27 protein-coding genes are annotated in these 24,969 nt (G+C 56.6%); 20 read left to right on the top strand and 7 right to left on the bottom strand.

Translation table 11 applies throughout. The features are described 5' to 3' along the window. Positions 1 to 21 precede the first annotated feature (21 nt). Both QOT07_RS02210 and QOT07_RS02205 read left to right on the top strand, forming a co-directional pair. Positions 22 to 1,854, top strand: a complete 1,833-nt coding sequence (locus QOT07_RS02210) for an S-type pyocin domain-containing protein (protein WP_283602488.1) — start codon at positions 22 to 24, stop codon at positions 1,852 to 1,854. Next, complete coding sequence (locus QOT07_RS02205) at positions 1,851 to 2,123, top strand: hypothetical protein (protein ID WP_261256962.1); 273 nt, start codon at positions 1,851 to 1,853, stop codon at positions 2,121 to 2,123. Before QOT07_RS02210 ends, QOT07_RS02205 begins: the two co-directional genes overlap by 4 nt. Positions 2,124 to 2,217: 94 nt before the next feature. Here QOT07_RS02205 and QOT07_RS02200 read toward each other — a convergent pair whose 3' ends face one another. Then, positions 2,218 to 2,634, bottom strand: coding sequence for an Exc2 family lipoprotein (locus QOT07_RS02200; protein ID WP_237520845.1), 417 nt, complete (start codon positions 2,632 to 2,634; stop codon positions 2,218 to 2,220). Between the two features lie 317 nt (positions 2,635 to 2,951). Between QOT07_RS02200 and treB the strand changes: the two genes are divergently transcribed. Both treB and treC read left to right on the top strand, forming a co-directional pair. Beyond that, positions 2,952 to 4,367, top strand: coding sequence for a PTS trehalose transporter subunit IIBC (gene treB / locus QOT07_RS02195; protein WP_176979884.1), 1,416 nt, complete (start codon positions 2,952 to 2,954; stop codon positions 4,365 to 4,367). A gap of 56 nt (positions 4,368 to 4,423) precedes the next feature. Further along, positions 4,424 to 6,088 carry an alpha,alpha-phosphotrehalase gene (gene treC, locus QOT07_RS02190; protein WP_283602487.1) on the top strand — a complete coding sequence of 555 codons (1,665 nt, stop codon included), beginning with the start codon at positions 4,424 to 4,426 and terminating at the stop codon, positions 6,086 to 6,088. 27 nt (positions 6,089 to 6,115) lie between these two features. On the opposite strand, the gene QOT07_RS02185 is transcribed toward treC, so the two are convergent. After that, positions 6,116 to 6,640: an NAD(P)H-dependent oxidoreductase gene (locus QOT07_RS02185; RefSeq protein WP_283602486.1), complete on the bottom strand. Its 525-nt coding sequence runs from the start codon at positions 6,638 to 6,640 to the stop codon at positions 6,116 to 6,118. 104 nt (positions 6,641 to 6,744) lie between these two features. Here QOT07_RS02185 and QOT07_RS02180 point away from each other — a divergent pair, with 104 nt between their 5' ends. The 3 genes from QOT07_RS02180 (at position 6,745) to nrdG (ending at position 10,589) form a co-directional block, all read left to right on the top strand. Then, positions 6,745 to 7,653, top strand: coding sequence for a LysR family transcriptional regulator (locus QOT07_RS02180; protein WP_262261554.1), 909 nt, complete (start codon positions 6,745 to 6,747; stop codon positions 7,651 to 7,653). 272 nt (positions 7,654 to 7,925) lie between these two features. Beyond that, positions 7,926 to 10,064 (top strand): anaerobic ribonucleoside-triphosphate reductase, encoded by a 2,139-nt coding sequence (nrdD, locus tag QOT07_RS02175; protein ID WP_207978075.1) that lies wholly within the window; start codon positions 7,926 to 7,928, stop codon positions 10,062 to 10,064. Positions 10,065 to 10,124: 60 nt separating this feature from the next. Then, positions 10,125 to 10,589: an anaerobic ribonucleoside-triphosphate reductase-activating protein gene (gene nrdG / locus QOT07_RS02170; RefSeq protein WP_283602485.1), complete on the top strand. Its 465-nt coding sequence runs from the start codon at positions 10,125 to 10,127 to the stop codon at positions 10,587 to 10,589. A 2-nt stretch (positions 10,590 to 10,591) separates the two neighbouring features. On the opposite strand, the gene QOT07_RS02165 is transcribed toward nrdG, so the two are convergent. From QOT07_RS02165 to QOT07_RS02155, 3 genes are all read right to left on the bottom strand, one after another. Continuing rightward, positions 10,592 to 10,870 carry a type II toxin-antitoxin system RelE/ParE family toxin gene (locus QOT07_RS02165; protein WP_283602484.1) on the bottom strand — a complete coding sequence of 93 codons (279 nt, stop codon included), beginning with the start codon at positions 10,868 to 10,870 and terminating at the stop codon, positions 10,592 to 10,594. Between the two features lie 8 nt (positions 10,871 to 10,878). Beyond that, a complete protein-coding gene (locus tag QOT07_RS02160) occupies positions 10,879 to 11,166 on the bottom strand; it encodes a type II toxin-antitoxin system RelB/DinJ family antitoxin (RefSeq protein ID WP_085119515.1) in 288 nt (95 codons plus the stop codon). A 104-nt stretch (positions 11,167 to 11,270) separates the two neighbouring features. Next, the gene (locus tag QOT07_RS02155; RefSeq protein ID WP_283602483.1) at positions 11,271 to 12,329 is read right to left on the bottom strand and encodes a permease; all 1,059 of its coding nucleotides are present in this window, start codon (positions 12,327 to 12,329) and stop codon (positions 11,271 to 11,273) included. A 236-nt stretch (positions 12,330 to 12,565) separates the two neighbouring features. Between QOT07_RS02155 and phnF the strand changes: the two genes are divergently transcribed. Genes phnF through phnP form a run of 11 tightly spaced genes read left to right on the top strand, consistent with a single transcriptional unit; the run spans position 12,566 to position 20,868 of the window. Then, positions 12,566 to 13,291, top strand: coding sequence for a phosphonate metabolism transcriptional regulator PhnF (gene phnF / locus QOT07_RS02150; RefSeq protein WP_283604269.1), 726 nt, complete (start codon positions 12,566 to 12,568; stop codon positions 13,289 to 13,291). Next, a complete protein-coding gene (phnG, locus tag QOT07_RS02145; RefSeq protein ID WP_099064523.1) occupies positions 13,292 to 13,735 on the top strand; it encodes a phosphonate C-P lyase system protein PhnG in 444 nt (147 codons plus the stop codon). Positions 13,736 to 13,738: 3 nt separating this feature from the next. Further along, the gene (gene phnH / locus QOT07_RS02140) at positions 13,739 to 14,320 is read left to right on the top strand and encodes a phosphonate C-P lyase system protein PhnH (protein WP_283602482.1); all 582 of its coding nucleotides are present in this window, start codon (positions 13,739 to 13,741) and stop codon (positions 14,318 to 14,320) included. Next, positions 14,320 to 15,405: a carbon-phosphorus lyase complex subunit gene (locus QOT07_RS02135; protein WP_261285470.1), complete on the top strand. Its 1,086-nt coding sequence runs from the start codon at positions 14,320 to 14,322 to the stop codon at positions 15,403 to 15,405. The genes phnH and QOT07_RS02135 overlap by 1 nt, the downstream gene beginning before the upstream one ends. Next, a complete protein-coding gene (locus QOT07_RS02130) occupies positions 15,398 to 16,258 on the top strand; it encodes an alpha-D-ribose 1-methylphosphonate 5-phosphate C-P-lyase PhnJ (RefSeq protein WP_017891399.1) in 861 nt (286 codons plus the stop codon). The genes QOT07_RS02135 and QOT07_RS02130 overlap by 8 nt, the downstream gene beginning before the upstream one ends. Further along, positions 16,258 to 17,046 carry a phosphonate C-P lyase system protein PhnK gene (phnK, locus tag QOT07_RS02125; RefSeq protein WP_099064519.1) on the top strand — a complete coding sequence of 263 codons (789 nt, stop codon included), beginning with the start codon at positions 16,258 to 16,260 and terminating at the stop codon, positions 17,044 to 17,046. The genes QOT07_RS02130 and phnK overlap by 1 nt, the downstream gene beginning before the upstream one ends. A gap of 16 nt (positions 17,047 to 17,062) precedes the next feature. Further along, entirely contained in the window at positions 17,063 to 17,767 is a 705-nt protein-coding gene (gene phnL, locus QOT07_RS02120; protein WP_283602481.1) for a phosphonate C-P lyase system protein PhnL, read from the top strand. Beyond that, positions 17,767 to 18,903 carry an alpha-D-ribose 1-methylphosphonate 5-triphosphate diphosphatase gene (gene phnM, locus QOT07_RS02115; RefSeq protein WP_283602480.1) on the top strand — a complete coding sequence of 379 codons (1,137 nt, stop codon included), beginning with the start codon at positions 17,767 to 17,769 and terminating at the stop codon, positions 18,901 to 18,903. The genes phnL and phnM overlap by 1 nt, the downstream gene beginning before the upstream one ends. Then, entirely contained in the window at positions 18,903 to 19,472 is a 570-nt protein-coding gene (phnN, locus tag QOT07_RS02110) for a ribose 1,5-bisphosphokinase (RefSeq protein ID WP_283602479.1), read from the top strand. Before phnM ends, phnN begins: the two co-directional genes overlap by 1 nt. Next, positions 19,469 to 20,071, top strand: coding sequence for a DapH/DapD/GlmU-related protein (locus tag QOT07_RS02105; RefSeq protein WP_283602478.1), 603 nt, complete (start codon positions 19,469 to 19,471; stop codon positions 20,069 to 20,071). Before phnN ends, QOT07_RS02105 begins: the two co-directional genes overlap by 4 nt. A 14-nt stretch (positions 20,072 to 20,085) precedes the next feature. Further along, positions 20,086 to 20,868: a phosphonate metabolism protein PhnP gene (gene phnP / locus QOT07_RS02100; protein WP_261427703.1), complete on the top strand. Its 783-nt coding sequence runs from the start codon at positions 20,086 to 20,088 to the stop codon at positions 20,866 to 20,868. Here phnP and QOT07_RS02095 read toward each other — a convergent pair. Both QOT07_RS02095 and QOT07_RS02090 read right to left on the bottom strand, forming a co-directional pair. Then, on the bottom strand, positions 20,819 to 21,457 hold the full coding sequence (locus QOT07_RS02095; RefSeq protein ID WP_283602477.1) for an NAD(P)H-binding protein: 639 nt from the start codon (positions 21,455 to 21,457) through the stop codon (positions 20,819 to 20,821). The genes phnP and QOT07_RS02095 overlap by 50 nt on opposite strands. Before the next feature lie 46 nt (positions 21,458 to 21,503). Further along, a complete protein-coding gene (locus tag QOT07_RS02090; protein ID WP_261416169.1) occupies positions 21,504 to 21,938 on the bottom strand; it encodes a YhbP family protein in 435 nt (144 codons plus the stop codon). Between the two features lie 434 nt (positions 21,939 to 22,372). Between QOT07_RS02090 and speFL the strand changes: the two genes are divergently transcribed. Beyond that, the gene (gene speFL / locus QOT07_RS02085; RefSeq protein ID WP_112347931.1) at positions 22,373 to 22,477 is read left to right on the top strand and encodes a leader peptide SpeFL; all 105 of its coding nucleotides are present in this window, start codon (positions 22,373 to 22,375) and stop codon (positions 22,475 to 22,477) included. Between the two features lie 277 nt (positions 22,478 to 22,754). Continuing rightward, complete coding sequence (speF, locus tag QOT07_RS02080; RefSeq protein WP_099064512.1) at positions 22,755 to 24,917, top strand: ornithine decarboxylase SpeF; 2,163 nt, start codon at positions 22,755 to 22,757, stop codon at positions 24,915 to 24,917. Positions 24,918 to 24,969: the final 52 nt, after the last annotated feature.

Genomic DNA, 24,969 nt, shown 5'->3' with positions numbered 1-24,969 from the left:
TAAATTAATAAAAGGATTCTCATGGGAAACTCCAGTAACAATAACAATGGCACTCCACCTGAGACAGGTCAGATATGGGACGGAGCACAGTGGGGATGGCCAACCACAGGTAATTGGAACGGTGACATACTAACAGTAAACCCTAATAATAATGGTAATGTCAATCATACAGGAAATCCAGGCATTGGGTTTCCAAATACCCCAACGAATAACCCGTGGATAGGTATTCTTGGTGGTAATTCTTGGGACATGCTTGATGCATCTCAACAAATATGGCAAGAACAACAGGAAATATTGAAACAGGAAAAAGAGGAGCAGGTTCGGAAAGCCGAGGAAGCCCGCAGGGCCGAAGAAGCCCGCAGGGCCGAAGAAGCCCGCAGGGCCGAAGAAGCCCGCAGGGCCGAAGAAGCCCGCAGGGCCGAAGAAGCCCGCAAGGCCGAAGAAGCCCGCAAGGCCGAAGAAGCCCGCAAGGCCGAAGAAGCCCGTAAGGCCGAAGAAGCCCGCAAGGCCGAAGAAGCCCGCAAGGCCGAAGAAGCCCGTAAGGCCGAGGAAGCCCGTAAGGCCGAAGAAGCCCGAAAAGTTGAAGAGGCGAGGAAAGCGCTGTTTGCCAAAGCGGGTATTTTGGACGCGCCGGCTTACCCACCCGAAAAGCTGAAAGCAGCCAATGCCGCGCTGGCTACCGCAGGCGCAATGGTACTCAACCGTGCGCCCGCCATGCTGCAGATGTCGACGGTGGCACAAGGTGTTATAACCACCTCCAGCGAACTGGCCGGTTCCGTAGCGGGCGCGCTGTGGCGTGGGGCAACGGAAGTCGGCAGCATACGTGCCGGTACCGCTGTCGCCGCAGGATCGGTACTGGGGGCTCTTGCCCTCGGGTTTATTCCGACAGCAGCCGGAACGGGCAGTGACCAGGTTCCCGGTCGTGACATCAATATGTTTGCCTTCCAGGCAAGTCTGGCGGCCGTTGGAACAACGACGATCCAGCCGGGGATGACCTCGATCGATTTGCCGGTGCGCGGTTTTATATCGAGGGACAGGGACGGAAGGCAGAGTGTAAACTTTGTCAGAACGGGTGTCGGCGGTGTATCTGCCAGCGTACCGGTGTTCAGACCGGTCCGTGATGAGGCAACCGGGCTGGATAAAATCACATTGCCTGCAATGGGAGGCGTGCCTGCCCGGACCATACTGATCAACCCGGTTCCCTCGGGGCCAGCAGCACCGTCACATACAGGCAATGGTTCACCGGCACCCAAATCACCAGTACATACCGGCACCAATGTCAGGCAGGCGGACAGCATAGTCGTCACGACCTTCCCTGCAGATGTCGTCCAGGATTTGCAAGATTTCATCCTGTGGCAGCCGGATGCGACGGAAGTCGGCGTTGAAGCTATCTATGTGATGGTCAGTAAGCCTTATGGGGAAACTAACGCCAGAGGCGAACACAGCGGCCGTGATTACAATACCGAGAAAGCCGGCGGGCCTATCCAGAATCTGGACTGGAAAACCGCTAGGATTGACCGTGCCGGTGTAGACAAGGTAAAACTGCATATAGGGCGGTTTACAGAGTCGGATGCCAATAAAGTAATGATCGGTCGCCTGGATAAAATTCTGAGAGGTGAACTCGTAGCTACCGATACTGACAAGCGGTTTTATACTCATGAGATTAGAGAACTGGAAAGGTATCGTAATCTTGATGTTAAAGATGGTGCACTCCCTAATAACCCCGGAGAAACATGGAATAATACCCACACCGCAACATTAGAGGATTATAGATTAGGTAATTCCGAGTCGCTTTTATATACGCCCGAGGCTATAAAATCTGAGGAAGAACAAGAATTGAGGATGTTAAAATGATTGATTTTGATCGGTTGGCAAAGGAAGAAAAAGTCGCGGATGTGATTGCCTTTCTAGCGGGGAGAGGAACAGGATTTGGCTATCCTCAGATGGATAGATTATTTAGCCGTTACAAATTTTCAGTAATTGAGAGCGGTGAGTTCATGCGAGTATTTGAGGAGTTACGCCAAAGTGGCATCGTAGAATGGGGGGATAAAATGCTCGTTAAAAAAGGCCCTAACTGGAAAACTCCAAAATTCGTGCTAGAGAAAAAATACGGTATCGAATAACTATCTAAGTTTCACAAACAATTTATTTTAAACAAAGCCCAACAAACACTAGTTTGCTGGGCTTTTAATTAACGCCATCGTTTTACTCTATCCCTCAAGGCCGGCCGTCATAGCCATCCCAGTAAGTAGCCACGGCGGAATCCAGCAGGATCTGGCGTTGTTTTTGCGGGTTATCCACTGAATATTCCTGATTGATAAATTTCCCTTTCTTCCCCACGTCGCTGAGGAATTCAGGGCTGCGGAAATAGGCTTCCCGCTGTTCTGCCTGCTGGCGCGTCAATCCCTTGGCCCGATCGGCCTTCCCCATTTGATAGAACTGGTCAAAGAACGGAATAGAGGCTTTTATCGAGTCCGGAATTTGGGTTCGTATTTCTGGGGAAAAATCCTCTCGCGCCATTTGATAAATCGCATGCTTGGCGTGGCGTTCCGGGCTGCTTTTTTGGCTGGTACAGGCACTCAGCAACAGTGCGGTGAAGACAATAAGCAATCGAGGCAGTGTCAAAGTCATCATTCTTCCTTGAAAAAAGTGCGTGGTAGCGGCACTCGCTTAACGTCTTAAGTAATAGGTGCCACTAATTTCAATCAACTTATTGATTGTTAAGGGTGACAGTATAGCCGCCAATGCCCTTGTTCAAGATAATATTTCCGGATGTTTCGGCTGGCTCGCAAAATTCCCTGCTGGATAAATGGTCATTTTTTTATCGTTTTGTGATCCTCGCCCCAAACCGGGAACGTTCCCATTTCATAAAAAAAGCGGAGTGACTAAGCTTTGATCATTACTCCGACAACACCTCTGCGGCAGTCCCATACCAAGAAAGGTATCTAATAATGAGCAAAGTAAAACAGCAGGATATCGATCGCCTGATTGTGCTGGTGGGCGGGCGCGAGAATATCGCGACCGTCAGCCACTGCATTACCAGGCTGCGTTTTGTTCTCAATGACCCAGCTCTGGCCAAACCGAAAGAAATCGAAGAGTTGCCGATGGTCAAAGGCTGCTTCACCAACGCCGGGCAATTCCAGGTAGTGATCGGCCCCGAGGTTGGGGATTACTACCAGGCCCTGATCGCCACCACCGGCGTCAATGAAGCCGATAAAGAGCAGGCCAAGGTGGCGGCGCGCCAGAACATGACCTGGAGCGAACGCGCTATCTCGCACTTCGCCGAAATCTTCTTCCCGCTGCTGCCGGCGCTGATCAGCGGGGGTTTGATCCTCGGTTTCCGCAACGTGATCGGCGACATCCCGATGTCCGGCGGTCAAACGTTGGCGCAGATGCACCCGGCGTGGAAAACCATCTATGACTTCCTGTGGTTGCTCGGTGAAGCCATCTTCATGTTCCTGCCGGTCGCCATCTGCTGGTCAACGGTGAAAAAAATGGGCGGCACGCCGGTGCTGGGTATCGTGCTGGGCATCACGCTGGTGTCCCCGCAGTTGATGAACTCCTATCAGCTCGGGCAGCAGATCCCGGAAGTGTGGAACTTCGGCTGGTTCACCATTCAGAAAGTCGGCTATCAGGCGCAGGTGATCCCTTCCATGCTGGCCGGTATGGCGCTGGGCTGGATTGAGACCCGGCTGAAAAAGATCGTGCCGGATTACCTGTACCTGGTAGTGGTGCCTGTGGTTTCACTGCTGCTGGCGGTGTTCCTGGCGCACGCATTTATCGGGCCATTCGGCCGCATGATTGGCGATGGCGTAGCCTGGGCGGTAAAAGCCGTGATGACCGGCAGCTTCGCACCAATTGGCGCCGCGCTGTTTGGCTTCCTGTACGCACCGCTGGTGATCACCGGCGTGCATCAGACCACGCTGGCCATCGATATGCAGATGATCCAAAGCATGGGCGGCACCCCGGTCTGGCCGCTGATTGCACTGTCCAACATTGCGCAGGCTTCGGCAGTACTGGGCATTATCATTGTCAGCCGCAAGGCCAACGAACGTGAAATCTCGGTGCCGGCGGCAATTTCGGCCTACCTCGGCGTCACCGAACCGGCGATGTACGGGATCAACCTGAAGTACCGCTTCCCTATGCTGTGCGCGATGATCGGTTCCGCCTTTGCCGGGCTGATCTGCGGCCTGGACGGCGTGATGGCTAACGGCATCGGTGTCGGTGGTTTGCCGGGTATCCTGTCGATCAAACCGCAGTTCTGGATGATTTACACGGTGGCGATCGTGGTTGCCGTGGTGATCCCACTGGTGTTGACCATCATGGTCTACAAACGCAAAGCCAGCCGCGGTGAGCTGCCGGTCTGATTGAAATGTAGGGGCCCGGTACGCCGGGCCCGTTGTCACAAGTCAAAGGTATTACTATGAGCAATCCAATCCCCTGGTGGCAAAACGGTGTCATCTACCAAATCTACCCGAAGAGTTTTCAGGACAGCACCGGTAACGGCTACGGCGATCTGGCCGGTGTGACGGAACGGCTGGACTATCTGCAGGAGCTGGGGATCGATGCCATCTGGCTGACGCCGGTGTATGTCTCCCCGCAGGTGGACAACGGTTATGACGTGGCAGACTACTGCGCCATCGACCCGGCCTACGGCACCATGGAGGATTTCGACCGTCTGATTGCCGCCGCCCACCAGCGCAGCATCCGCATCGTGATGGACATGGTGTTCAACCACACCTCGACCGAGCACCCGTGGTTCCAAGCCTCGCAGGATCCTGACAGCCCATTCCGTCAGTTTTATGTCTGGCGCGACGGCGAAGGTGACGCCCTGCCGAACAACTGGCGCTCCAAGTTTGGCGGTAACGCCTGGCAATGGCACGCCGACAGCGGCCAGTATTATCTGCACCTGTTCGCCACCGAACAGGCAGATCTCAACTGGGAGCACCCACCAGTGCGCGAAGAGCTGAAGAAAGTGTGTCAGTTCTGGGCCGACAAAGGCGTCGACGGCCTGCGTCTCGACGTGATCAACCTGGTCTCCAAGCAGCAGGATTTCCCGTCCGATAGTCAGGGTGATGGCCGCCGTTTCTACACCGACGGGCCACGTATTCATGAGTTTTTGCAGGAAATGAGCCGCGATGTGTTCCAGCCGCGTGGCCTGATGACCGTAGGGGAAATGTCTTCCACCACGCTGGAGCATTGCCGACAATACGCGGCACAGAGCGGTGAAGAGCTGTCGATGACCTTCAACTTCCACCACCTGAAGGTGGACTATGCCGGTGGCGAAAAATGGACCCTGGCGGCACCGGATTATGTCGAGCTCAAGCAGATATTCCGCCACTGGCAGCAGGGCATGCACAATCAGGCCTGGAACGCGCTGTTTTGGTGTAACCACGATCAGCCGCGCATCGTTTCACGCTTCGGCGATGAAGGCGAACTGCGGGTACCGGCCGCCAAAATGCTGGCGATGGTACTGCACGGCATGCAGGGCACGCCTTATATCTATCAGGGCGAAGAGATCGGCATGACCAACCCGGGCTTTGGCCGCATTGGGCAGTATCGCGATGTGGAAAGCCTGAACATGTACGCCGAACTCAGCGCCCAGGGCAAAAGTGACGCCGAGCTGCTGGCGATCCTGGCCAGCAAATCACGCGATAACGGTCGCACGCCGATGCAGTGGAGCGCCGCGCCGAACGCCGGTTTCACCCAGGGTACGCCGTGGATTGGCTGTGCGGAAAACTACCCGCAGATCAACGCCGAAGCGGCGCTGGCCGATCTGGACTCGGTGTTTTACGCCTATCGCCAGTTAATCACCCTGCGTAAGCAGTATCCGCTGTTAACCCACGGCGACTATCGCGATCTGGCTCTTTCGCACCCGGCGTTGTGGTGCTATCAACGGAGCTGGAATGGCCAACGCCTGCTGGTAGTGGCCAACCTCGGCCGCGAACCACTGGCCTGGCAGGCGGAAAACGTAGAGTCGTCCGATTTGTGGCGTCCGCTGATGAGCAACTACGCCGACGCACCTGTCCAGCTGCAGGCCACCACCCTGCGACCGTTCGAAGCGGTATGGTGGTTGCTGGAAGACTGATGCTGTCGGGGCGTGGCTTGCCGCGCCCTACAGTTTTTTCAGCAGTTCCACCACGCCGGCAGCCTCTTGCGCCAGGCGTTCATCGCTCATATCAAACACCCCCTGCACCAGATGCGGCGGCAGGTAATCCATGCCGGTCAGGTTGGCCATCGCATGGAACGGGCGCAGTAAATCTGTCACCGGATAGCGGTTATAGCCTTCTGGCGTATAGGCCTGTTGATTGCCGCCGGTAGTGACCACCAGTTGCAAAGGTTTCCCCTGCAGTTGGGTACCTTCGCTGCCGTAAGCGAAACCGTGGGTTAATACCGCGTCCTGCCATTCGCTGAGGATCGCCGGGGAACTGTACCAGTAGAACGGGAACAGCATCACCACCGCCCCATGCCCCTGCAGCAACTCCTGCTCACGCGCCACGTCAATTTGGTAGTCCGGGTAAGCGCGCATCAGTTCGTGAACCGTCACATTAGGCAAAGGACGTAGCGCGTCGATCAAGGCTTTGTTGATACGTGAGTCATCGGGAAAACGGTGGGCGGTTAACACTAAAATGCGCGACATAGGAGATCCTTGATTAAAATTTGATATCGCATTTTTCCATTTCCTGCGCGTCGGGTGTAGGCTGTTGGTTGTCACTTCAATTTCAACTGAAAGTATCAACCATTATGTCGCTGCCCTTTGACGTGCATCGCCTGCTGCCGGCCTTTCTCGCCGCCGCCCAGGCACAGAACTTTTCCGCTGCCGCACGCCAACTGGGTGTCACGCCGGCGGCCATCAGCAAAAATATCCGCGTGCTGGAAGAAAAGCTGGCTCTGCGGCTGTTCCAGCGCAACACCCACAACGTGGTGCTGACCGACGAAGGCAAGGCGCTGTTGCAGCAAGTGGCCCCCTTGTGGCAGGCACTGTCCGCCACGCTGGAAACCGCCGGCAGCGCACAGCAGGCGCCGTCCGGCACGGTGCGCGTCAGCATGATCCCGGGCTTCGGCCGCCAGATGCTGATGCCGTTGATCCCGCAGTTCCTCGAGCGTTATCCGCAGATCGACCTCGATCTTTCACTGGATGCGCGAGTGGTCAATCTGGTGGGGGAAGGTTTTGATGTCGGGATCGGTAGCCGGGTCGATCCCGATAGCCGGTTGGTGGCGCGGCCGCTGTACCCGATGCAGATGGTGCTGGCAGCCTCGCCCGGCTATCTGGCGCAACACGGCATGCCGCAGGATCCGCAAGATCTGTTGCAGCATAACTGTCTGCTGCATCGTAACCCGGCCACCGGCCGCAGCGTAAAATGGCCATTGCAACAACATGGCGAAGCCAAAACGCTGGAGCTGCAGGGTCGCCTGGTCGCCAGCCGACCAGAGATGCTGTTGGATGCGGCGTTAGCCGGGCTGGGGATCGTCTGTCTGGCGCGCTGGTATGCGGAACCTCATTTTGCACAAGGCACGCTACAGCCCGTGCTGGCGGACTGCTGGCCGCAGCCAACCCAGCTGTGGTTGTACTATGCCTCCGCCGATTTGCCGCCACGGGTACGCGTCTGGGTTGAGTTCCTGCTCGAGCATTTTCGTCAGCGCCCGTCCTGAGTTTTCTGGCCAAAAATAATCGGTTGTACAGCTAGCGCCCGCTCTTTCCATTTCCTTGTCCTATGTCAAAAAAACCCCGCCAATATCTATATATAGTGCGTTAAGAAACACCAGCACCTATATGTAGTAGTTATCAACAAAACTATCCACACGTCGCCTCAGCCCTTGTGCGCTGCGGCATTGCCCTGTGGATAAGCCGAAATCATACCGATACCCAACAGCGTTCAGTCTGCCGGGCATCAGCGCTCCCTCGGGGAACAAGGAGTAACAACGTGAAACCAGTAGTGATTAAACGGGACGGTTGTCAGGTACCTTTTGACGAGGCACGTATTGGGCAAGCTATCGAGCGCGCCGCGCTGGCCGCCGGTATTGTCGATGCCGACTACTGCGCAACTGTCGCCCGCGTAGTCGCTCAGCGGATGTCTCAGCAGCAGCGCGTTGATATCCATGAAATCCAGCAGGCGGTAGAAAATCAGCTGATGGCCGGCGAGTACAAGCAGTTGGCGCGCGCCTATATTGAATATCGCCACGATCGCGACGTCGCACGTGAGCTGCGCGGTCGGCTGAACCAGGAGATCCGCGGCCTGGTGGAGCAAAGCAACATGGCGTTGCTGAATGAAAACGCCAATAAGGACAGCAAGGTGATCCCCACCCAGCGCGATCTGCTGGCCGGGATCGTTGCCAAACATTATGCCAAACAACACATCCTGCCGCGTGACGTGGTACTGGCCCACGAGCGCGGCGAGATCCACTACCACGATCTCGATTACTCGCCTTTCTTCCCCATGTTCAACTGCATGCTGATCGATCTGAAAGGCATGCTGACCAACGGCTTCAAGATGGGTAACGCCGAGATCGAACCCCCGAAGTCGATCTCCACCGCCACCGCGGTCACCGCACAGATCATCGCGCAGGTCGCCAGCCATATTTATGGCGGCACCACCATTAATCGGATCGATGAGATCCTGGCGCCGTTCGTCAGCGAAAGCTTCAACAAGCATCAGCAGGTCGCCGAACAGTGGCAGATCCCGGATGCACAGAGCTATGCCATGGCGCGCACCGAAAAAGAGTGTTACGACGCCTTCCAGTCGCTGGAATATGAGGTCAACACCCTGCACACCGCCAACGGTCAGACGCCTTTCGTCACCTTCGGTTTCGGCCTGGGTACCTGCTGGGAATCTCGCTTGATCCAACGTTCGATCCTGAAAAATCGCATCGCCGGGCTGGGCAAGAACCGCAAGACGGCGGTATTCCCCAAACTGGTGTTCGCCATCCGCGACGGTCTCAATCACCAGTACGGTGACCCTAACTACGACATCAAACAGTTAGCGCTGGAATGCGCCAGCAAGCGCATGTACCCGGACATCCTCAATTACGATCAGGTAGTGAAAGTCACCGGATCGTTCAAAACGCCGATGGGCTGCCGCAGCTTCCTCGGAACCTATGAAGAGGATGGCGAACTGGTACACGACGGCCGCAACAATATCGGCGTGATCAGCCTGAACCTGCCGCGTATTGCGCTGGAGGCGATGGGCGATGAGAGCCGCTTCTGGCGTCTGCTGGACCAACGTTTGCTGCTGGCGAAGAAGGCGCTGATGACGCGCATCGCCCGGCTGGAAGGCATCAAGGCCCGGGTTGCACCGATCCTGTATATGGAAGGCGCCTGTGGTGTGCGCTTGAAGGCGGACGACAATATCGCCGAGATCTTCAAGAATGGCCGTGCGTCGATCTCTCTGGGCTATATCGGCCTGCATGAGACCATCAACGCACTGTTCGGCAACCAGCAACACGTTTACGACGATGAAACACTGCGCGAAAAGGCCGTTGCCATTGTCGCCCACCTGCGGGCCGCCACCGAGAGCTGGAAAGATGAGACCGGTTACGGCTTCAGCCTGTACAGCACGCCGAGCGAGAACCTGTGCGACCGCTTCTGTCGGCTGGATACCGCCGATTTCGGCGTGGTGCCGGGCGTCACTGACAAAGGCTATTACACCAACAGCTTCCACCTCGACGTAGAGAAAAAGGTCAATCCTTACGACAAGCTGGATTTTGAAGCGCCCTATCCCCCGTTGGCCAACGGCGGTTTCATCTGTTACGGCGAATACCCGAACCTGCAGCACAACCTGAAAGCGCTGGAAGACGTGTGGGATTACAGCTACAGCCGCGTGCCTTATTACGGCACCAATACGCCGATCGATGAGTGTTACGAGTGCGGCTTTACCGGCGAATTTTCCTGTACCAGCAAGGGCTTCACCTGCCCTAAATGCGGCAACCACGAACCGTCCAAGGTGTCGGTGACCCGCCGGGTGTGTGGTTACCTCGGCAGTCCGGACGCCAGGCCGTTCAACGCCGGCAAGCAGGAAGAAGTGAAACGCCGGGTGAAACACCTGGGGAACGGGCAGATCGGCTAACGCCGGGCTGTTATGAATCTGGGCTCAGCATGCTGAGCCCCTACCGTCAGAAAGCGAAATATGAATTACCACCAGTACTACCCCATCGACGTGGTCAACGGGCCCGGCACCCGCTGCACGCTGTTTGTTGCCGGCTGCGTGCACCAGTGCCCCGGTTGCTACAACAAAAGCACCTGGCGGCTCAATTCCGGCCAGCCGTTTAGTCAGACGATGGAAGACCAGTTGATTGCCGATCTGAACGACACGCGTATTCCGCGTCAGGGCCTGTCGCTGTCCGGCGGCGATCCGCTGCATCCGGCCAATCTCTCGGCGGTGCTGCAATTGGTGAAACGGGTGCATGCCGAGTGCCCCGGCAAGGATATCTGGCTGTGGACCGGCTACCGGTTGGCAGAGCTGGATGCCCAGCAAATGCAAATCGCGGATCGGATTAACGTGCTGATTGACGGCAAGTTTGTGCAGGATTTAAAAGACCCGGCGCTGATCTGGCGCGGCAGCGCTAATCAGGTGGTGCATAAGCTGCGTTGACTCTATAAGTCAGGGAATTTCTCTCGTTGATGGGCAACGGCTAAAACCTTAATCACGTCGCCGACAACAACGTATAAAACTAATAATGAAGCTTGACTGATCAATAATTTACGCGCCTGTCCGTACCAAATTTTACCGAGTTCAGGGTAATCCAACAGGCGCTTCACTGCCTTATCAATCTCACTATCAGCCTGCTCAGCAGCCTGTGGATTAAAGGGATAGAGAAAATCAAAAATACGTTCCCTGTCCAATAGCGCTTCATCATCCCATTCGACACGCATAACGATCCCTATTTTTGGTCGTATTTCGCCCGGACTTTTGCCTTAAAGGCATCCATGCTTTCTTCAACCTGCTCTTGGCTAAGATAGACCGCACTTCCTTCATGTAGACGGGAAAAAGCGGCATCAACCTTTTCTTTCAACCAATTTTCATGTTGCTCAGCTGCCCGTTGCTCATCCGCCATTTGCTCAGCCAAACGTCGACACGCCTCGCTCAAAGTGATCCCTTTGGCTTCTGCGGCTTTCTGCGCCAAACGTTTAGTCTCATCCTCAATGCGAAACTGGATACGACTTTCCATCTTGATACTCCTGCATTCGCTCAATAATTAACAACTGACAACGGACCAACGTTAGCACATTTGTGACAACACAAACACGAATGAGAGACTATTTATTAAACAATTTATACCAACCCCATTCCCACCACGCCCGTGACGATCCCGCATAGCGCCACCAGCGCGGCGGTCAGGCACAGAGCCTTGGCGGAAAAGGCTTTGTTCAGCATCAGCAGCGAAGGCAGGCTGACCGCCGGCAGGGTCATCAACAGCGCCAGCGCCGGGCCAGTGCCCATTCCCGCCAGCATCATGGCCTGCACAATCGGGATTTCTGCCGCCGTGGGGATCACGAACAGGCAACCGGCGATCGCCAGTCCAATAATCCACAGCAGGCTGTTGTCTATCGCACCATCGGCATGGGGGAATAGCCAGACACGCGCCGCTCCCAGCGCCAGCACCGCCAGAATGTAGATCGGAATGGTGGACCAAAACAGCGACCACAATGCCTTCAGCCAACGACCAAGAAAGGGCTGAGCCTCGGTTTTCTCCAGTGGTATCACCGGCATTTGCAGTGCCGCAGGCTGCGGATCCTTGGCGGTGGCACGTTGCACCAGCCAGGCGATGCCCAACACCATAATCACCCCGGCCACCAGCCGGATAGCGGCAAACTGCCAGCCAAGCACGAAGCCCATAAAAATCAGCGTCGCCGGGTTCAATACCGGGTTACTCAACCAGAACGCCATCGCCGCCCCGCTGGACACCGACTGACGGCGCAGCCCGGCGGCGACCGGTGCGGCACAGCAGGTACACATCATGCCCGGCAGCGCGATCACCGCGCCCAACAGGGTGCCGGAGAACCGCGGGTGGCCCAACGTACGCATCAGCCAATCACGCGGGATGAGCACCTGCACCAGCGAGCCCAACACCACGCCGAGCACCGCCGCCTTCCACACCGCAGTGAAATAAACCACCGCATAGTGCCAGGCCGCCAGCCACGGGCTGCTGTCGCTGTTAGCCAGTATCGATTTGCCAATCGAGTGGGTATCCGCCGCCAGAAAAGCCTTGCCATAATAAGGCTGCCATTTGACGTAGTAGAGGCCTACGGCCACCACCAGCAGAAACAGGATCGGTTTCCACAGCGGCCAGGGGCGGCTGCGGTGTTCAGTTGCGGTCAGGGGATGTGGCATCGGGTTGGCTCGGTTCAGTGAACAATGACGTCAGCTTAGCGCGCCACGGCCACGGACGCATCATCAGCCTGTCCAAAATAGTTCATCTGTTCGCCACTGACGCGTAACGAGATTGTCATCTGGGCCCGGCAAGATAACGCCAGCTTGAAAGTCATAGGGTAAGCACCAGCACTGTCAGAAAGGCTGACAACCCCTGGATTTTAATGAGTATTCGGCACGCTGAGGTTTTTATTATGATGGACTTATCTAGACATCCGACCAGTTTCCCTACCCGTTACCAGCAGATCGCCGCACAGCTTGAGCAAGAGCTGCGAACTCAATACCGTTGTGGCGACTATCTGCCTTCCGAACAACAGCTGGCAGAACGCTATCAGGTCAATCGCCATACCTTGCGCCGCGCGGTCGACCAATTGGTGGATCGTGGTTGGCTGCAACGTCGGCACGGCATCGGCATTTTGGTGCTGATGCGCCCGTATGACTACCCCTTGCATGCCAATACCCGGTTCAGCCAGAACTTGTTCGAGCAGGGCAGCCACCCCACCAGTGAGCGCTTACTAGCAGTATTACGCCCGTGCAATGGCCATGTCGCCAGAGCACTGTCGCGTGAAGAAGGTGAAACGGTGATCCACCTGCGCACCCTGCGCCGGGTCAACGGCGTGCCAATGAGCCTGATCGACCATTATCTGCCCGATTTGGACTGGTGGCCGGCGTTGCAGCAGTTCCACAGCGGCTCGCTGCACGAATTTATCGAACTCAACATCCACCAGCCGCTGACCCGCAAGCAGACGCGCATCAGCGCGCGCCGCGCACAGGCCAAAGAGAGCCGGTTGCTGGAAATAGCCACCCACGCGCCGCTGCTGTGCGTGCGCACCCTGAACGTCTGCACCGGCGGTGACAGCGTGGCGGAATACTCCGTCAGCCTGGCACGCGCCGACATGATTGAACTGACCATGGAGCACTGAATGCAAGCCTTACAGCCAAGACAACGCTGGATGTCGGTATTGGCGCACAGCCAGCCGACCCAGTTGCGCAGCCACTGGCAGGCGCTGAACCTCAGCCCGCGCTACCAAACCATTCGCGCGCCGGAGATTGGCCTGGCGCAGTTACAGGGCCGCATGGGGGCCACCGGCCGTCGCTTTGTACTGGGCGACATGACCGTCACCCGCGCGGTGGTACAGCTCGAAAACGGCGGCTACGGCTACAGCTATATCGCCGGACGTGACAAGGCGCATGCCGAACTTTGCGCCCTGGCGGATGCCCTGCTGCAACTGCCGGAGCTGGCCGAATTACTGCAACAACAGCTGATTGAGCCACTGGCCGCCTTGCAGCATGAGCAACGCCAACTGCGCGCCCGCGCCGTCGCCTCCAGCCGGGTCGACTTCTTTACGCTGGTACGAGGAGATTAACCGATGAGCCTACTGACAGGTTTTGCACAGCCGATTGAACAATCGCAACAGGCTTTCCGCTTGATCCTTAAGGCGTTAAGTGAACCGGGCCATATCGTCACCCTGCCAGACAGCCCGGCCTGGGGGGCGCTGAACGCCGCCAGCACCGCTGCGTTATTGACGCTGGCCGATCAGGAAACCCCGATCCAACTCTGTCTGGCATTCGAAAGTGAGCAAGTGCTAACAAACATTCGCTTCCACAGCGGTGCGCCGCTGGCCAATAACCCCGAAGAAGTGTGTTTTGCCCTGTTCGATGCGCAATTGCAGGCCGCTGATTTACAGGCGTTGCCGCACGGCAGTGAGATTTCCCCCGAGTTCAGCACCACGGTAGTGGTACAGCTCGACAGCCTGGAACAGGGCACTGCACTGCGCCTGACCGGCCCCGGCATTGAACAGCAACGGGTGATCTCGCCCTCGTTGCCGCCAGTGCTGCTGGACTACCTGATTAACCGCCCGCAGCGCTTCCCGCTGGGGCTGGATTTCCTGCTGACCTGCGGTGAGCGCCTGCTGGCGTTGCCGCGAACCACCCATGTGGAGGTGTGCTGATGTACGTTGCCGTTAAAGGGGGCGAAAAAGCCATTGAGGCCGCCCATCAGTTACAGGAACAGCTACGGCGCGGTGACGACAGCGTACCGGCGCTCGGCACCCAACAGATCGAACAACAACTGGGCCTGGCGGTGGATCGGGTGATGACCGAAGGCGGCATCTACGATCCTGAGCTGGCGGCGTTGGCCATCAAGCAGGCGAGTGGCGATTTGGTCGAGGCTATTTTCTTGCTGCGCGCCTATCGCACCACGCTGCCACGGCTGGCGGTCAGCGAGCCATTGGCGACCGAAAACATGCGGCTGGAACGCCGTATCTCGGCGGTTTACAAGGACTTGCCCGGCGGCCAGGTGCTGGGGCCGACCTACGATTACACCCACCGTCTGCTGGATTTTGCCCTGCTGGCCGAAGGCGAAGCGCCGCGTGCGCCGCAGGCCGACGAACCGCTGCCGGAGAACTGCGCCCACGTGTTCGACTTACTCAGTCAGCAGCAACTGGCACTGGCGGAGCAGGACGACGGCACCGCACCGGATGATATCACCCGTAATCCGCCGGTTTACCCCTGTTCACGCTCGGCGCGTCTGCAACAGCTGGTGCGCGGTGATGAAGGTTTTCTGCTGGCGCTGAGCTACTCCACCCAACGCGGTTACGGCCGTACCCACCCGTTCGCCGGTGAGATCCGTACCGGCTATGTTTCGGCGGAGATAGTGCCTGAAGAGCTGGGTTTCGCGGTAGATATCGGCGAGATCCTGCTGACCGAATGTGAAATGGTCAACGGTTTCATCGACCCGGCCGACCAGCCACCGCATTTCACCCGTGGCTATGGCCTGGTGTTTGGCCGCGCCGAACGTAAAGCGATGGCGATGGCGCTGGTGGACCGCGCACTGCAAAGCCCCGACTACGACGAAGGTATCGCCAGTCCGGCGCAGGACGAAGAGTTCGTGCTGGCCCACGCCGATAACGTCGAAGCCGCCGGCTTTGTTTCCCACCTCAAATTGCCCCACTACGTCGATTTTCAGGCCGAGCTGGAATTGCTCAAGCGCCTGCGACAGGAGTTCAGCGAGCGTCAGGAGGCCCGCGATGAGTGAAGTATTAACCGGCTATAACCTGGGTTATCTGGACGAACAGACCAAACGCATGATCCGCCGCGCCATTCTGAAGGCGGTGGCGATCCCCGGTTATCAGGTACCGTTCGGCGGCCGTGAGATGCCAATGCCTTACGGCTGGGGCACCGGCGGCATTCAGTTGACCGCCAGCGTGATTGGCCGCGCCGACGTGCTGAAGGTGATCGACCAGGGTGCCGATGACACCACTAACGCAGTCTCCATCCGCCGCTTCTTCCAGCGCGTCGCCGGGGTGGCAACCACCGAACGCACGCCGGAAGCCACGCTGATCCAGACCCGACACCGCATCCCGGAAACTGCGCTGCGCGAAGATCAGATCCTGATTTATCAGGTGCCGATCCCGGAGCCGCTGCGTTTTATCGAACCGCGTGAAACCGAGACCCGCAAAATGCACGCGCTGGAAGAGTACGGCGTGATGCAGGTGAAACTGTATGAGGACATCGCACGCTACGGCCATATCGCCACCACCTATGCCTACCCGGTGAAGGTCAATGACCGCTATGTGATGGACCCGTCGCCGATCCCGAAATTCGATAACCCGAAAATGCACATGATGCCGGCACTGCAACTGTTCGGCGCCGGGCGTGAAAAGCGCATCTACGCCCTGCCGCCATTCACCAAGGTGGAAAGCCTGGACTTCGACGATCATCCTTTCACCGTGCAGCAATGGGACGAACCCTGCGCCCTGTGCGGCTCACGCCACAGCTACCTGGATGAGGTGGTGCTCGACGATCAGGGCAGCCGCATGTTCGTTTGTTCCGACACCGATTACTGCCAGCAGCAGCTGGCGCAACCTTCGCAAGAGGCGCAGCACTGATGACTTCTATCCCTCTGAGCACCACGCCACTGCTGTCGGTGAATAACCTCACCCATCTGTACGCGCCGGGCAAAGGCTTTAGCGATGTGTCTTTCGATATCTACCCCGGCGAAGTGCTGGGCATCGTTGGTGAGTCCGGCTCCGGCAAGACCACGCTGCTGAAATCCATCTCCGCACGGCTGGCACCGCAGCACGGACAAATCCTTTATCGTCCGCAGGCCGGGCAACAGCATGACCTGTACGCGATGGCGGAAAGCGATCGCCGCCGCCTGTTGCGCACCGACTGGGGTGTGGTGCATCAGCATCCGCTCGACGGGCTGCGGCCCAAGGTTTCTGCCGGTGGCAACATTGGCGAACGGCTGATGGCTATCGGCCAGCGTCACTACGGCGACATCCGCCGACAGGCCGGACAGTGGCTGGAGGACGTCGAGATCCCGGTGTCACGCCTTGACGATCTGCCGACCACCTTCTCCGGCGGCATGCAGCAGCGGTTGCAAATCGCCCGCAATCTGGTGACTCATCCCAAGCTGGTATTTATGGACGAGCCCACCGGCGGGCTGGACGTTTCAGTACAGGCGCGGCTGCTCGATCTGCTGCGCACGCTGGTGGTAGAGATGCAGCTGGCGGCGGTGATTGTCACCCACGATCTCGGCGTGGCGCGCCTGCTGGCACACCGGCTGCTGGTGATGAAACAGGGCGAGGTGGTGGAAAGCGGCCTGACTGACCGGGTGCTGGACGATCCGCACCATCCTTATACCCAACTGCTGGTTTCTTCGGTGCTGTCGTAACGCAAGGTAATGATAAATGACTATTCAAATCCGGGTTGAACACCTCAGCAAAACCTTTGTGCTCCACCAGCAGCACGGCACGCAACTGCCGGTCCTGCACGACGCCAACATGACGGTCAGCAATGGCGAATGCGTGGTGCTGCACGGCCATTCCGGCAGCGGTAAATCCACGCTGCTACGCTCACTGTACGCCAACTATTTGCCCGACAGCGGTCATATCTGGGTCAACCACCAGGGGGAATGGCTGGACATGGTGCAAGCCGAAGCGCGCCAGATCCTGGCGGTACGCCGCCATACCCTCGGCTGGGTCAGCCAGTTTCTGCGGGTGATCCCGCGTATCAGCGCGCTGGACGTAGTGATGCAACCGCTGCTGGAACAGGGCGTCAACCGCGCCGAATGCCGCGAACGCGCCGAGACGCTGCTCAACCAGCTCAACGTGCCGCAACGCCTGTGGCAGCTGGCACCGTCCACCTTTTCCGGCGGCGAACAACAGCGGGTGAACATCGCTCGTGGCTTTATCGTCGACTACCCGATCCTGTTGCTGGACGAACCGACCGCCTCACTCGACAGCCGTAACAGCGCGGCAGTGGTCGGGCTGATCGAGCAGGCTAAACAACGTGGTGCAGCCATCGTCGGCATTTTTCATGATGAAGGCGTCCGTCAGCAGGTCGCCGACAGGTTATATGACATGCAGGCGCCACAGGCGCTGGAGATCCTCTGATGATCATCAATAACGTGAAACTGGTGCTGGAAGATCAGATCGTCGAAGGATCGCTGGAGATCAACGACGGTGTGATCCGCAGCTTTGCCGATACGCCAAGCCAGTTGCCGCAGGCGTTGAACGGTGAAGGTGGCTGGCTGTTGCCCGGGCTGATTGAGCTGCATACCGACAATCTGGACAAGTTTTTCACCCCGCGGCCGAACGTCGACTGGCCGGCGCATTCGGCCATGAGCAGCCATGATGCACTGATGGTAGCCAACGGCATCACCACCGTGCTGGACGCGGTGGCGATCGGTGACGTTCGGGACGGCGGCCACCGGCTGGAAAACCTGCAAAAAATGATCGACGCGGTGATCTATAGCCAACGCGCCGGGGTCAACCGCGCCGAGCACCGGCTGCACCTGCGCTGCGAACTGCCAAACGAGAGCACTCTGCCGCTGTTCGAGCAGTTGATGGACAAGCCCGGCGTGTCGCTGGTGTCGCTGATGGACCATTCACCGGGCCAGCGCCAGTTCGCCTCGCGTGAAAAATACCGTGAGTATTATCAGGGCAAATACCATCTTAATGACCAGCAAATGAGTGAATATGAGGAGCAGCAGGTCGGGCTTTCGGCCCGCTGGGCCACGCCGAACCGTGAGGCGATCGCCGCCCATTGCCGGGCGCGTAAAATTTCGCTCGCCAGTCACGACGATGCCACCGCCGACCACGTCAGCGAGTCCTGTGCGCTGGGCAGCGTGATTGCCGAATTCCCCACCACCGAAGATGCCGCGCTCGCTTCGCACCAGCAGGGGTTACAGGTACTGATGGGCGCGCCGAACATCGTGCGCGGCGGTTCGCATTCCGGCAACGTAGCGGCCCATCACCTGGCGGCGTTGGGGGTACTGGATATCCTGTCCTCCGACTATTATCCGGCCAGCCTGCTGGATGCGGCGTTTCGCATTGCGGCCGATGAACGCAACGGCTACAGCTTGCCGCAGGCGGTGCAGATGATCACCCGTAACCCGGCCAGAGCGCTGGATCTGCAGGATCGCGGTACTATCGCCGAAGGTTTGCGGGCGGATCTGGTGTTGGCACGACCACACGGCGAGCACATCTACGTGCAGAACGTGTGGCGCCAGGGCAAGCAGGTATTCTGATGGCGCAGCTTATCTATCTGATGGGCCCTTCCGGATCGGGCAAAGACAGCCTGTTGGCCGCACTGCGGGCCGATGCCGACAGCGCGCCGCTGGTGGCGCACCGCTATATCACCCGGCCGGCAGACGCCGGCTGCGAGAACCATATTGCGCTCAGCGAAGCGGAGTTCCTGCGCCGCCGTGCCAAAGGGTTATTTGCCCTCGACTGGCAGGCGCACCAGCACCATTACGCCTTTGGGATCGAGGTCGATCTCTGGCTGTTGCAGGGGATCGACGTGGTGGTCAACGGCTCGCGTGCCCACCTGTCGCAGGCGCAGCAGCGCTATGGTGCACAGCTGCTGCCGGTATGCCTGCAGGTCAGCAGCGATGTTCTGCGCCAGCGCCTGCAAAATCGCGGGCGTGAAAATGCCGATCAAATCGAACAACGGCTGGCGCGGGCGGCGGAGTATCAGCAAAAACTTCCCGCCCTTTGCAGCCGGTTGGATAACGACGGCAACCTTGATGACACCCTGACAGCGCTACTGGCGCTGCTGCCCGCTTCCGCCAAACAACCACAGGATGCCATGCCATGAACGATTTGGCGCAGCCGAAAATCGGCGACAACGTGACGCTTAACCGCAGCCGTCTCGGCCAGTATGTCCATCTGGCCGACGATGCGATCCTCGAGGAAGTGGAAATGGGCGATTACTCCTACACCGCCGGACATAACCAGATTTTTTACGCCACCATCGGTAAATTCGTGTCGATTGCCTCTTACGCGCGCATCAATCCCGGCAACCACCCCACCTACCAGCGCATCGCCCAGCACCATTTCACCTATCGCGCGTCGGAGTACGATCTGGGGGAAGATGACGAGGCGTTTTTCGACTGGCGGCGTGAGCACCACGTGACCATTGGCCACGACGTGTGGATCGGCCATAACGCCATCGTGATGCCCGGTGTCAGCATTGGCAACGGCGCAGTGATTGGCAGCGCGGCAGTGGTGACCAAGGATGTGGCCCCTTATGAAATTGTCGCCGGGGTGGCGGCCAAGAAGATCGGTATGCGTTTTGACGACACACTGATTGAACGTATTGAACGCGGCCAGTGGTGGCACTGGGACCACCAAACGCTTCAACAACGGCTGGCGGATTTCCGTGATATCCATGCCTTCGCGGAGAAGTATTTATAATCGGGAGTGACGACATGCAACTGACCTTTCTCGGTACCGGCGGTGCTCAGCAGATCCCGGTGTTCGGCTGTGATTGTCTGGTGTGTCAGCGGGCACGGCGCGAGCCTGCATTTCGGCGCAGACCTTGCAGTGCAATGCTTAAATTTCAGGGGGAAACGACCTTGCTGGATGCGGGATTGCCGTCGCTGGAACGGCGCTTTTCGGCGGGGGAAATTAAACGTTTTTTACTGACACATTACCACATGGATCACGTACAGGGGCTATTTCCTTTGCGCTGGGGCTGCGGAAATTTTATTCCGGTGTATGGCCCGGCCGATGAACAGGGTTGTGACGATCTGTTCAAACACCCGGGTATTCTGGCGTTTCAGCCACCGTTCAAACCTTTCGAAACGGTGGAACTGGGCGGCCTGCAGATCACTCCACTGCCGCTGCAGCATTCGAAACTCACTCTGGGCTACCTGATCCAGGCAGCAGGGAAATCGCTGGCCTATTTGACCGATACCCTCGGCCTGCCACCAGAGACCGAAGCCTACCTGCGTGGGGTACCCATCGATTTAATGGTGCTCGACTGCAGCCTTCCGCCCCAGCCGCAGGCACCGCGCAACCACAACGATCTGACCCGCGCGCTGGAAACCCAGCAACGCTTACAACCCGGCCGCACCCTGCTGACGCACATCAGCCACCATCTCGATCTGTGGCTAATGGACAACGAGCTGCCGCCGGGCCTGGAGCTGGCGTTCGATAATCTCAGCGTGCACTGCGGTAACAATGCAGCCGATCGGATTCCAGCACCTTAACGCCGCTGCCGGGGCTGAACGCCTGCTCCAGCAGCGTCTGTGCCACGTCTTTAGCGGCAACTCCGCGCCATTTTCCGGGCAGTAATTTGAACAAGGGAGCACTCAGGCGCTCCAGTAAACGCGGCGAGGAGCGCTCCCCCAACAGCATGGATGGCCGTACCAGCGTCAGGCGCGGCCAGTTCTGCTCACGCAGCGCCTGTTCCATTTCACCCTTGGTGCGGTTGTAAAGGAAGGTCGAGCGCGGACTGGCGCCCAGTGCACTGACCACCAGACAGTGCTGCGCGCCTAACCGCCGACCGGTCAGCGCGCTTTCGATCACCAGCGTGTAATCGACGTAGTGAAAATTGGCATCACTGCCGGCCTCGCGCCGTGTGGTACCCAGACAGCAGAACACAATATCGACCGGCTGCTCCTGCTCAGTCAGCAGCGCGAACAAATCATCACCCACAGGATTATCCAGTTTTGGGTGCACCGGCAGTGGCTTACGCGTAGGCGCCACAATCGCCGTGACCTGCGGATCGGCCTGCAGCAGGCGCAACAGTTCGCCACCCACCAACCCTGTAGCCCCTACAATGAATACCCGTGCCATATCCCCTCCGCCAAATTGATCGCTCTGAAAAGTATAGTGTGTTGTGTCAGGCCCGCGTCCAATGCAGCTTTTTACCGAAGCCGAGGGTATTGTCGGTCATCTTCACTTCTTGCAGACTCAGTTGCCAAACTGGCGCTTTCATCACTTTGGCAATCGGGAAACGCTTGCAGTAGCGCGCACGTGCATGCTGTTCTTCATCACCGCTCAGCATCACCGCTTCGGCGCGATACTGCACGCCACGGATCAACGCAATGGTCTTCGGCTTCGGCGCAATGGTGCCGACCACCCGGCTATTTTGCAGCATCAACTCACCGTGACGGGTATGGGTTTCGGTCATCAGCCACAGCACCATGCGCTCGGCATCAAACACGTAAAAACAGTTGGCGCACCACATGTCCAGGCCATTGCCGGCGCACAGCGTCAGCACATGCTGTTTGCTGAGGAAATGTGCAATCTGTTGCTGCTCTTCAGTCGTGTTCAAGGTCAATTCTCCCTTCTTTATCTGGCTTTATCTTACCCTGTGTTGTTGAAGTCGGTCACAAATAACGATAATTCCATCACCACACAAAATGGAATACATAAACACATTCACTGCATTTATATTCAAAATTTGAATAATTACCCTTCTAACATATATAAAACAAAGTAGATTTATTTTGGCATCATAGACCCGGTTTAAATCCATTTTTTTTTGCTCATTCTACGGCGCGGTAAAAATTACCGCTCTAACCACTTCATTTTTTATCAAAATATTTACATCTCAAAAAATGCTCAAAATCATTTTTTATTCAAACCACTGCATAACAAGTGAATAGTTATTTATCAAACAGAGCATTTACGTGACAATCATCACATATTTTAGTCTGAAGCACGTTAAAATAGCGCCATCTTTTCACTCCATAAGGTGGATTAGAAATGGAAAACAATAACCGTAAAATGGCACACATCAGACGGACCACTCATATTATGATGATGGCCCATCGTAGCTGCTTTAGCTTCGCCTTCTTTAACTGCAGATAACCCCCACCTCTCTCGTTGTTACTCTTAACAGCCTGTCACCATTACGCCTAAATTATTTATCCTGAAGAATCAGGATCGGTATCAATTTAATTTATCCGGTAAATAGTGTAGCTAAATGACTGTTTAGGGTACGCACGAAATAAAATCAAAAATAGAATGAACTCAGGTTATGCCTTTAAGCATTACCTCGTTCTCCTCATGCCTTTATTGAGTGAAGGTATTAACGACAAGATTATTAACTTGTCGATGGGATGCCTTTGCCTGAAGAATGATAAAAATGAATAAATTAAAAATTGCCGCTAATACCAAAACATTAAGCTGCTTTGAAACAGCACGCGAAGTTGTCGATGTACATCAGAGTGATTTTAATGATATTGCTGCCATTGTGCTGTCGGTGGAAGACGTCACGCAAGGCATGGTGGCGCACCTCGAAGAAATTGGCCTGAATATTCCCCTGTTCGTTGCGGTGTGTTGTGAAGAAGAATTGGATAATGACATCCTGCCGGCCCTGCATGGCGTATTTGAACTCTGTGGTAAGAACACCCAGTTCTACGGCAAGCAACTGGAGGCCGCAGCGGTAAAATATGAAAGTGAACTGCTGCCACCTTTCTTTAACACGCTGACCCAGTATGTCGAAATGGGTAACGCCACCTTTGCTTGCCCTGGGCATCAGGGCGGTGAGTTCTTCCGTAAGCATCCGGCAGGGCGCCAGTTCTTTGACTTCTTCGGCGAAACCCTTTTCCGTTCGGATATGTGTAACGCGGACGTCAAACTGGGTGATTTATTGATCCATGAAGGCGCGCCCTGCGCGGCACAGCAGCATGCCGCCAAAGTCTTTAATGCCGATAAAACCTATTTCGTTCTCAACGGCACCTCCGCCTCAAACAAGGTCGCGACCAACGCTCTGCTGACGCGCGGTGATTTGGTGCTGTTCGACCGCAATAACCATAAGTCCAACCACCATGGCGCGCTGATCCAGGCTGGGGCGACACCGGTGTATCTGGAGACCGCTCGCAACCCGTTTGGCTTTATCGGCGGCATTGACGCGCACTGCTTTGAAGAACGCTACTTACGCCAACAGATCCGCGAAGTAGCGCCGGAACGCGCCAATGAAGCCAGGCCTTTCCGTTTGGCCATCATTCAGTTAGGTACTTATGACGGTACCATTTATAACGCCCGTCAGGTGGTCGATAAAATTGGTCATCTGTGCGATTACATTCTGTTCGACTCGGCCTGGGTGGGTTACGAACAGTTCATTCCAATGATGAAAGACTGCTCGCCTTTACTGCTCGAGCTGAATGAAAACGACCCGGGGATCATCGTTACCCAGTCCGTGCACAAGCAGCAGGCCGGGTTCTCACAAACCTCGCAAATTCACAAGAAAGACAAGCACATCAAGGGACAAGACCGTTATTGCAACCATAAACGCTTTAACAATGCCTTTATGTTGCATGCATCCACCAGCCCGTTCTACCCACTGTTTGCCGCACTGGACGTCAACGCCAAGATGCACGAGGGTAAAAGCGGTCGACGCCTGTGGAAAGAATGTGTTCGCGTAGGTATTGAAGCGCGCAAAATGCTGCTGGATACCTGCAGCTTAATCAAACCTTTTGTGCCGGACCAAATTGATGGCAAAGCCTGGCAGTCTTATGACACCGAGACAATGTCTAACGATTTGCGCTTCTTTAACTTCATTCCCGGTGAAAAATGGCACGCCTTTGAAGGCTATGAGGAATCGCAATATTTTGTCGACCCGTGCAAATTGCTGCTCACCACGCCGGGCATCGATACGGCTAGCGGTAACTACAGCGATTTCGGCATTCCGGCGACCATTCTGGCCAACTATCTGCGCGAAAACGGCATAGTACCGGAGAAATGCGATCTCAATTCCATTCTGTTCCTGCTGACCCCGGCCGAAGACATCGCCAAAATGCAGCATCTGGTGGCGCTGATTGCCCGCTTTGAAAAACATGTCGAGCAAGATTCGTTAATTAGCGAAGTTCTGCCTGCGGTTTATAAAAACAATCAGCAGCGCTATAAAGATTATACCCTGCGCCAGCTTTGCCAGGAAATGCACGACCTCTACGTAAGTTACGACGTTAAAGAACTGCAGAAAGAAATGTTCCGGAAAAGCTACTTCCCACGAGTGGCAATGAACCCGCAAGACGCTAATACCGAATTCGTCCGCGGCAATGTTGAATTGGTCTCACTGGCCAAAGCCGAGGGCCGAATTGCCGCCGAAGGCGCTTTACCTTATCCCCCAGGTGTTTTATGTGTGGTCCCAGGTGAAGTTTGGGGCGGTGCCGCTCAACGTTATTTCCTGGCATTGGAAGAAGGCATCAATTTATTGCCAGGCTTCGCACCGGAATTACAGGGCGTGTATATCCAGCAGGATGAAGATGGCTGGAACCGCGCTTACGGCTACGTAATGAAAAATTAATCACCTTACAAGGCGGTGAATTTTATTCACCGCCCGGATCGTATTATAAAAG

This window comes from Serratia proteamaculans (assembly GCF_949794035.1).
Classification (GTDB): Bacteria; Pseudomonadota; Gammaproteobacteria; order Enterobacterales; family Enterobacteriaceae; genus Serratia; species Serratia proteamaculans.
The sequence above is the reverse complement of the archived record's forward strand: the minus strand, read 5'-3'. Positions and strand labels throughout refer to the sequence as shown.

Excerpts from the sequence above, each read along its gene's own strand:
- phnH (WP_283602482.1), top strand. The coding sequence starts at position 13,739 with ATGAGCCTACTGACAGGTTTTGCACAGCCGATTGAACAATCGCAACAG.
- nrdG (WP_283602485.1), top strand. The coding sequence starts at position 10,125 with ATGAATTACCACCAGTACTACCCCATCGACGTGGTCAACGGGCCCGGC.
- treB (WP_176979884.1), top strand. The coding sequence starts at position 2,952 with ATGAGCAAAGTAAAACAGCAGGATATCGATCGCCTGATTGTGCTGGTG.
- QOT07_RS02200 (WP_237520845.1), bottom strand. The coding sequence starts at position 2,634 with ATGATGACTTTGACACTGCCTCGATTGCTTATTGTCTTCACCGCACTG.
- phnG (WP_099064523.1), top strand. The coding sequence starts at position 13,292 with ATGCAAGCCTTACAGCCAAGACAACGCTGGATGTCGGTATTGGCGCAC.
- phnN (WP_283602479.1), top strand. The coding sequence starts at position 18,903 with ATGGCGCAGCTTATCTATCTGATGGGCCCTTCCGGATCGGGCAAAGAC.
- QOT07_RS02155 (WP_283602483.1), bottom strand. The coding sequence starts at position 12,329 with ATGCCACATCCCCTGACCGCAACTGAACACCGCAGCCGCCCCTGGCCG.
- QOT07_RS02165 (WP_283602484.1), bottom strand. The coding sequence starts at position 10,870 with ATGCGTGTCGAATGGGATGATGAAGCGCTATTGGACAGGGAACGTATT.
- QOT07_RS02135 (WP_261285470.1), top strand. The coding sequence starts at position 14,320 with ATGTACGTTGCCGTTAAAGGGGGCGAAAAAGCCATTGAGGCCGCCCAT.
- phnM (WP_283602480.1), top strand. The coding sequence starts at position 17,767 with ATGATCATCAATAACGTGAAACTGGTGCTGGAAGATCAGATCGTCGAA.
- speF (WP_099064512.1), top strand. The coding sequence starts at position 22,755 with ATGAATAAATTAAAAATTGCCGCTAATACCAAAACATTAAGCTGCTTT.
- treC (WP_283602487.1), top strand. The coding sequence starts at position 4,424 with ATGAGCAATCCAATCCCCTGGTGGCAAAACGGTGTCATCTACCAAATC.
- phnL (WP_283602481.1), top strand. The coding sequence starts at position 17,063 with ATGACTATTCAAATCCGGGTTGAACACCTCAGCAAAACCTTTGTGCTC.
- phnK (WP_099064519.1), top strand. The coding sequence starts at position 16,258 with ATGACTTCTATCCCTCTGAGCACCACGCCACTGCTGTCGGTGAATAAC.
- QOT07_RS02105 (WP_283602478.1), top strand. The coding sequence starts at position 19,469 with ATGAACGATTTGGCGCAGCCGAAAATCGGCGACAACGTGACGCTTAAC.
- phnP (WP_261427703.1), top strand. The coding sequence starts at position 20,086 with ATGCAACTGACCTTTCTCGGTACCGGCGGTGCTCAGCAGATCCCGGTG.
- QOT07_RS02185 (WP_283602486.1), bottom strand. The coding sequence starts at position 6,640 with ATGTCGCGCATTTTAGTGTTAACCGCCCACCGTTTTCCCGATGACTCA.
- QOT07_RS02180 (WP_262261554.1), top strand. The coding sequence starts at position 6,745 with ATGTCGCTGCCCTTTGACGTGCATCGCCTGCTGCCGGCCTTTCTCGCC.
- phnF (WP_283604269.1), top strand. The coding sequence starts at position 12,566 with ATGGACTTATCTAGACATCCGACCAGTTTCCCTACCCGTTACCAGCAG.
- QOT07_RS02205 (WP_261256962.1), top strand. The coding sequence starts at position 1,851 with ATGATTGATTTTGATCGGTTGGCAAAGGAAGAAAAAGTCGCGGATGTG.
- QOT07_RS02095 (WP_283602477.1), bottom strand. The coding sequence starts at position 21,457 with ATGGCACGGGTATTCATTGTAGGGGCTACAGGGTTGGTGGGTGGCGAA.
- QOT07_RS02160 (WP_085119515.1), bottom strand. The coding sequence starts at position 11,166 with ATGGAAAGTCGTATCCAGTTTCGCATTGAGGATGAGACTAAACGTTTG.
- QOT07_RS02210 (WP_283602488.1), top strand. The coding sequence starts at position 22 with ATGGGAAACTCCAGTAACAATAACAATGGCACTCCACCTGAGACAGGT.
- speFL (WP_112347931.1), top strand. The coding sequence starts at position 22,373 with ATGGAAAACAATAACCGTAAAATGGCACACATCAGACGGACCACTCAT.
- QOT07_RS02130 (WP_017891399.1), top strand. The coding sequence starts at position 15,398 with ATGAGTGAAGTATTAACCGGCTATAACCTGGGTTATCTGGACGAACAG.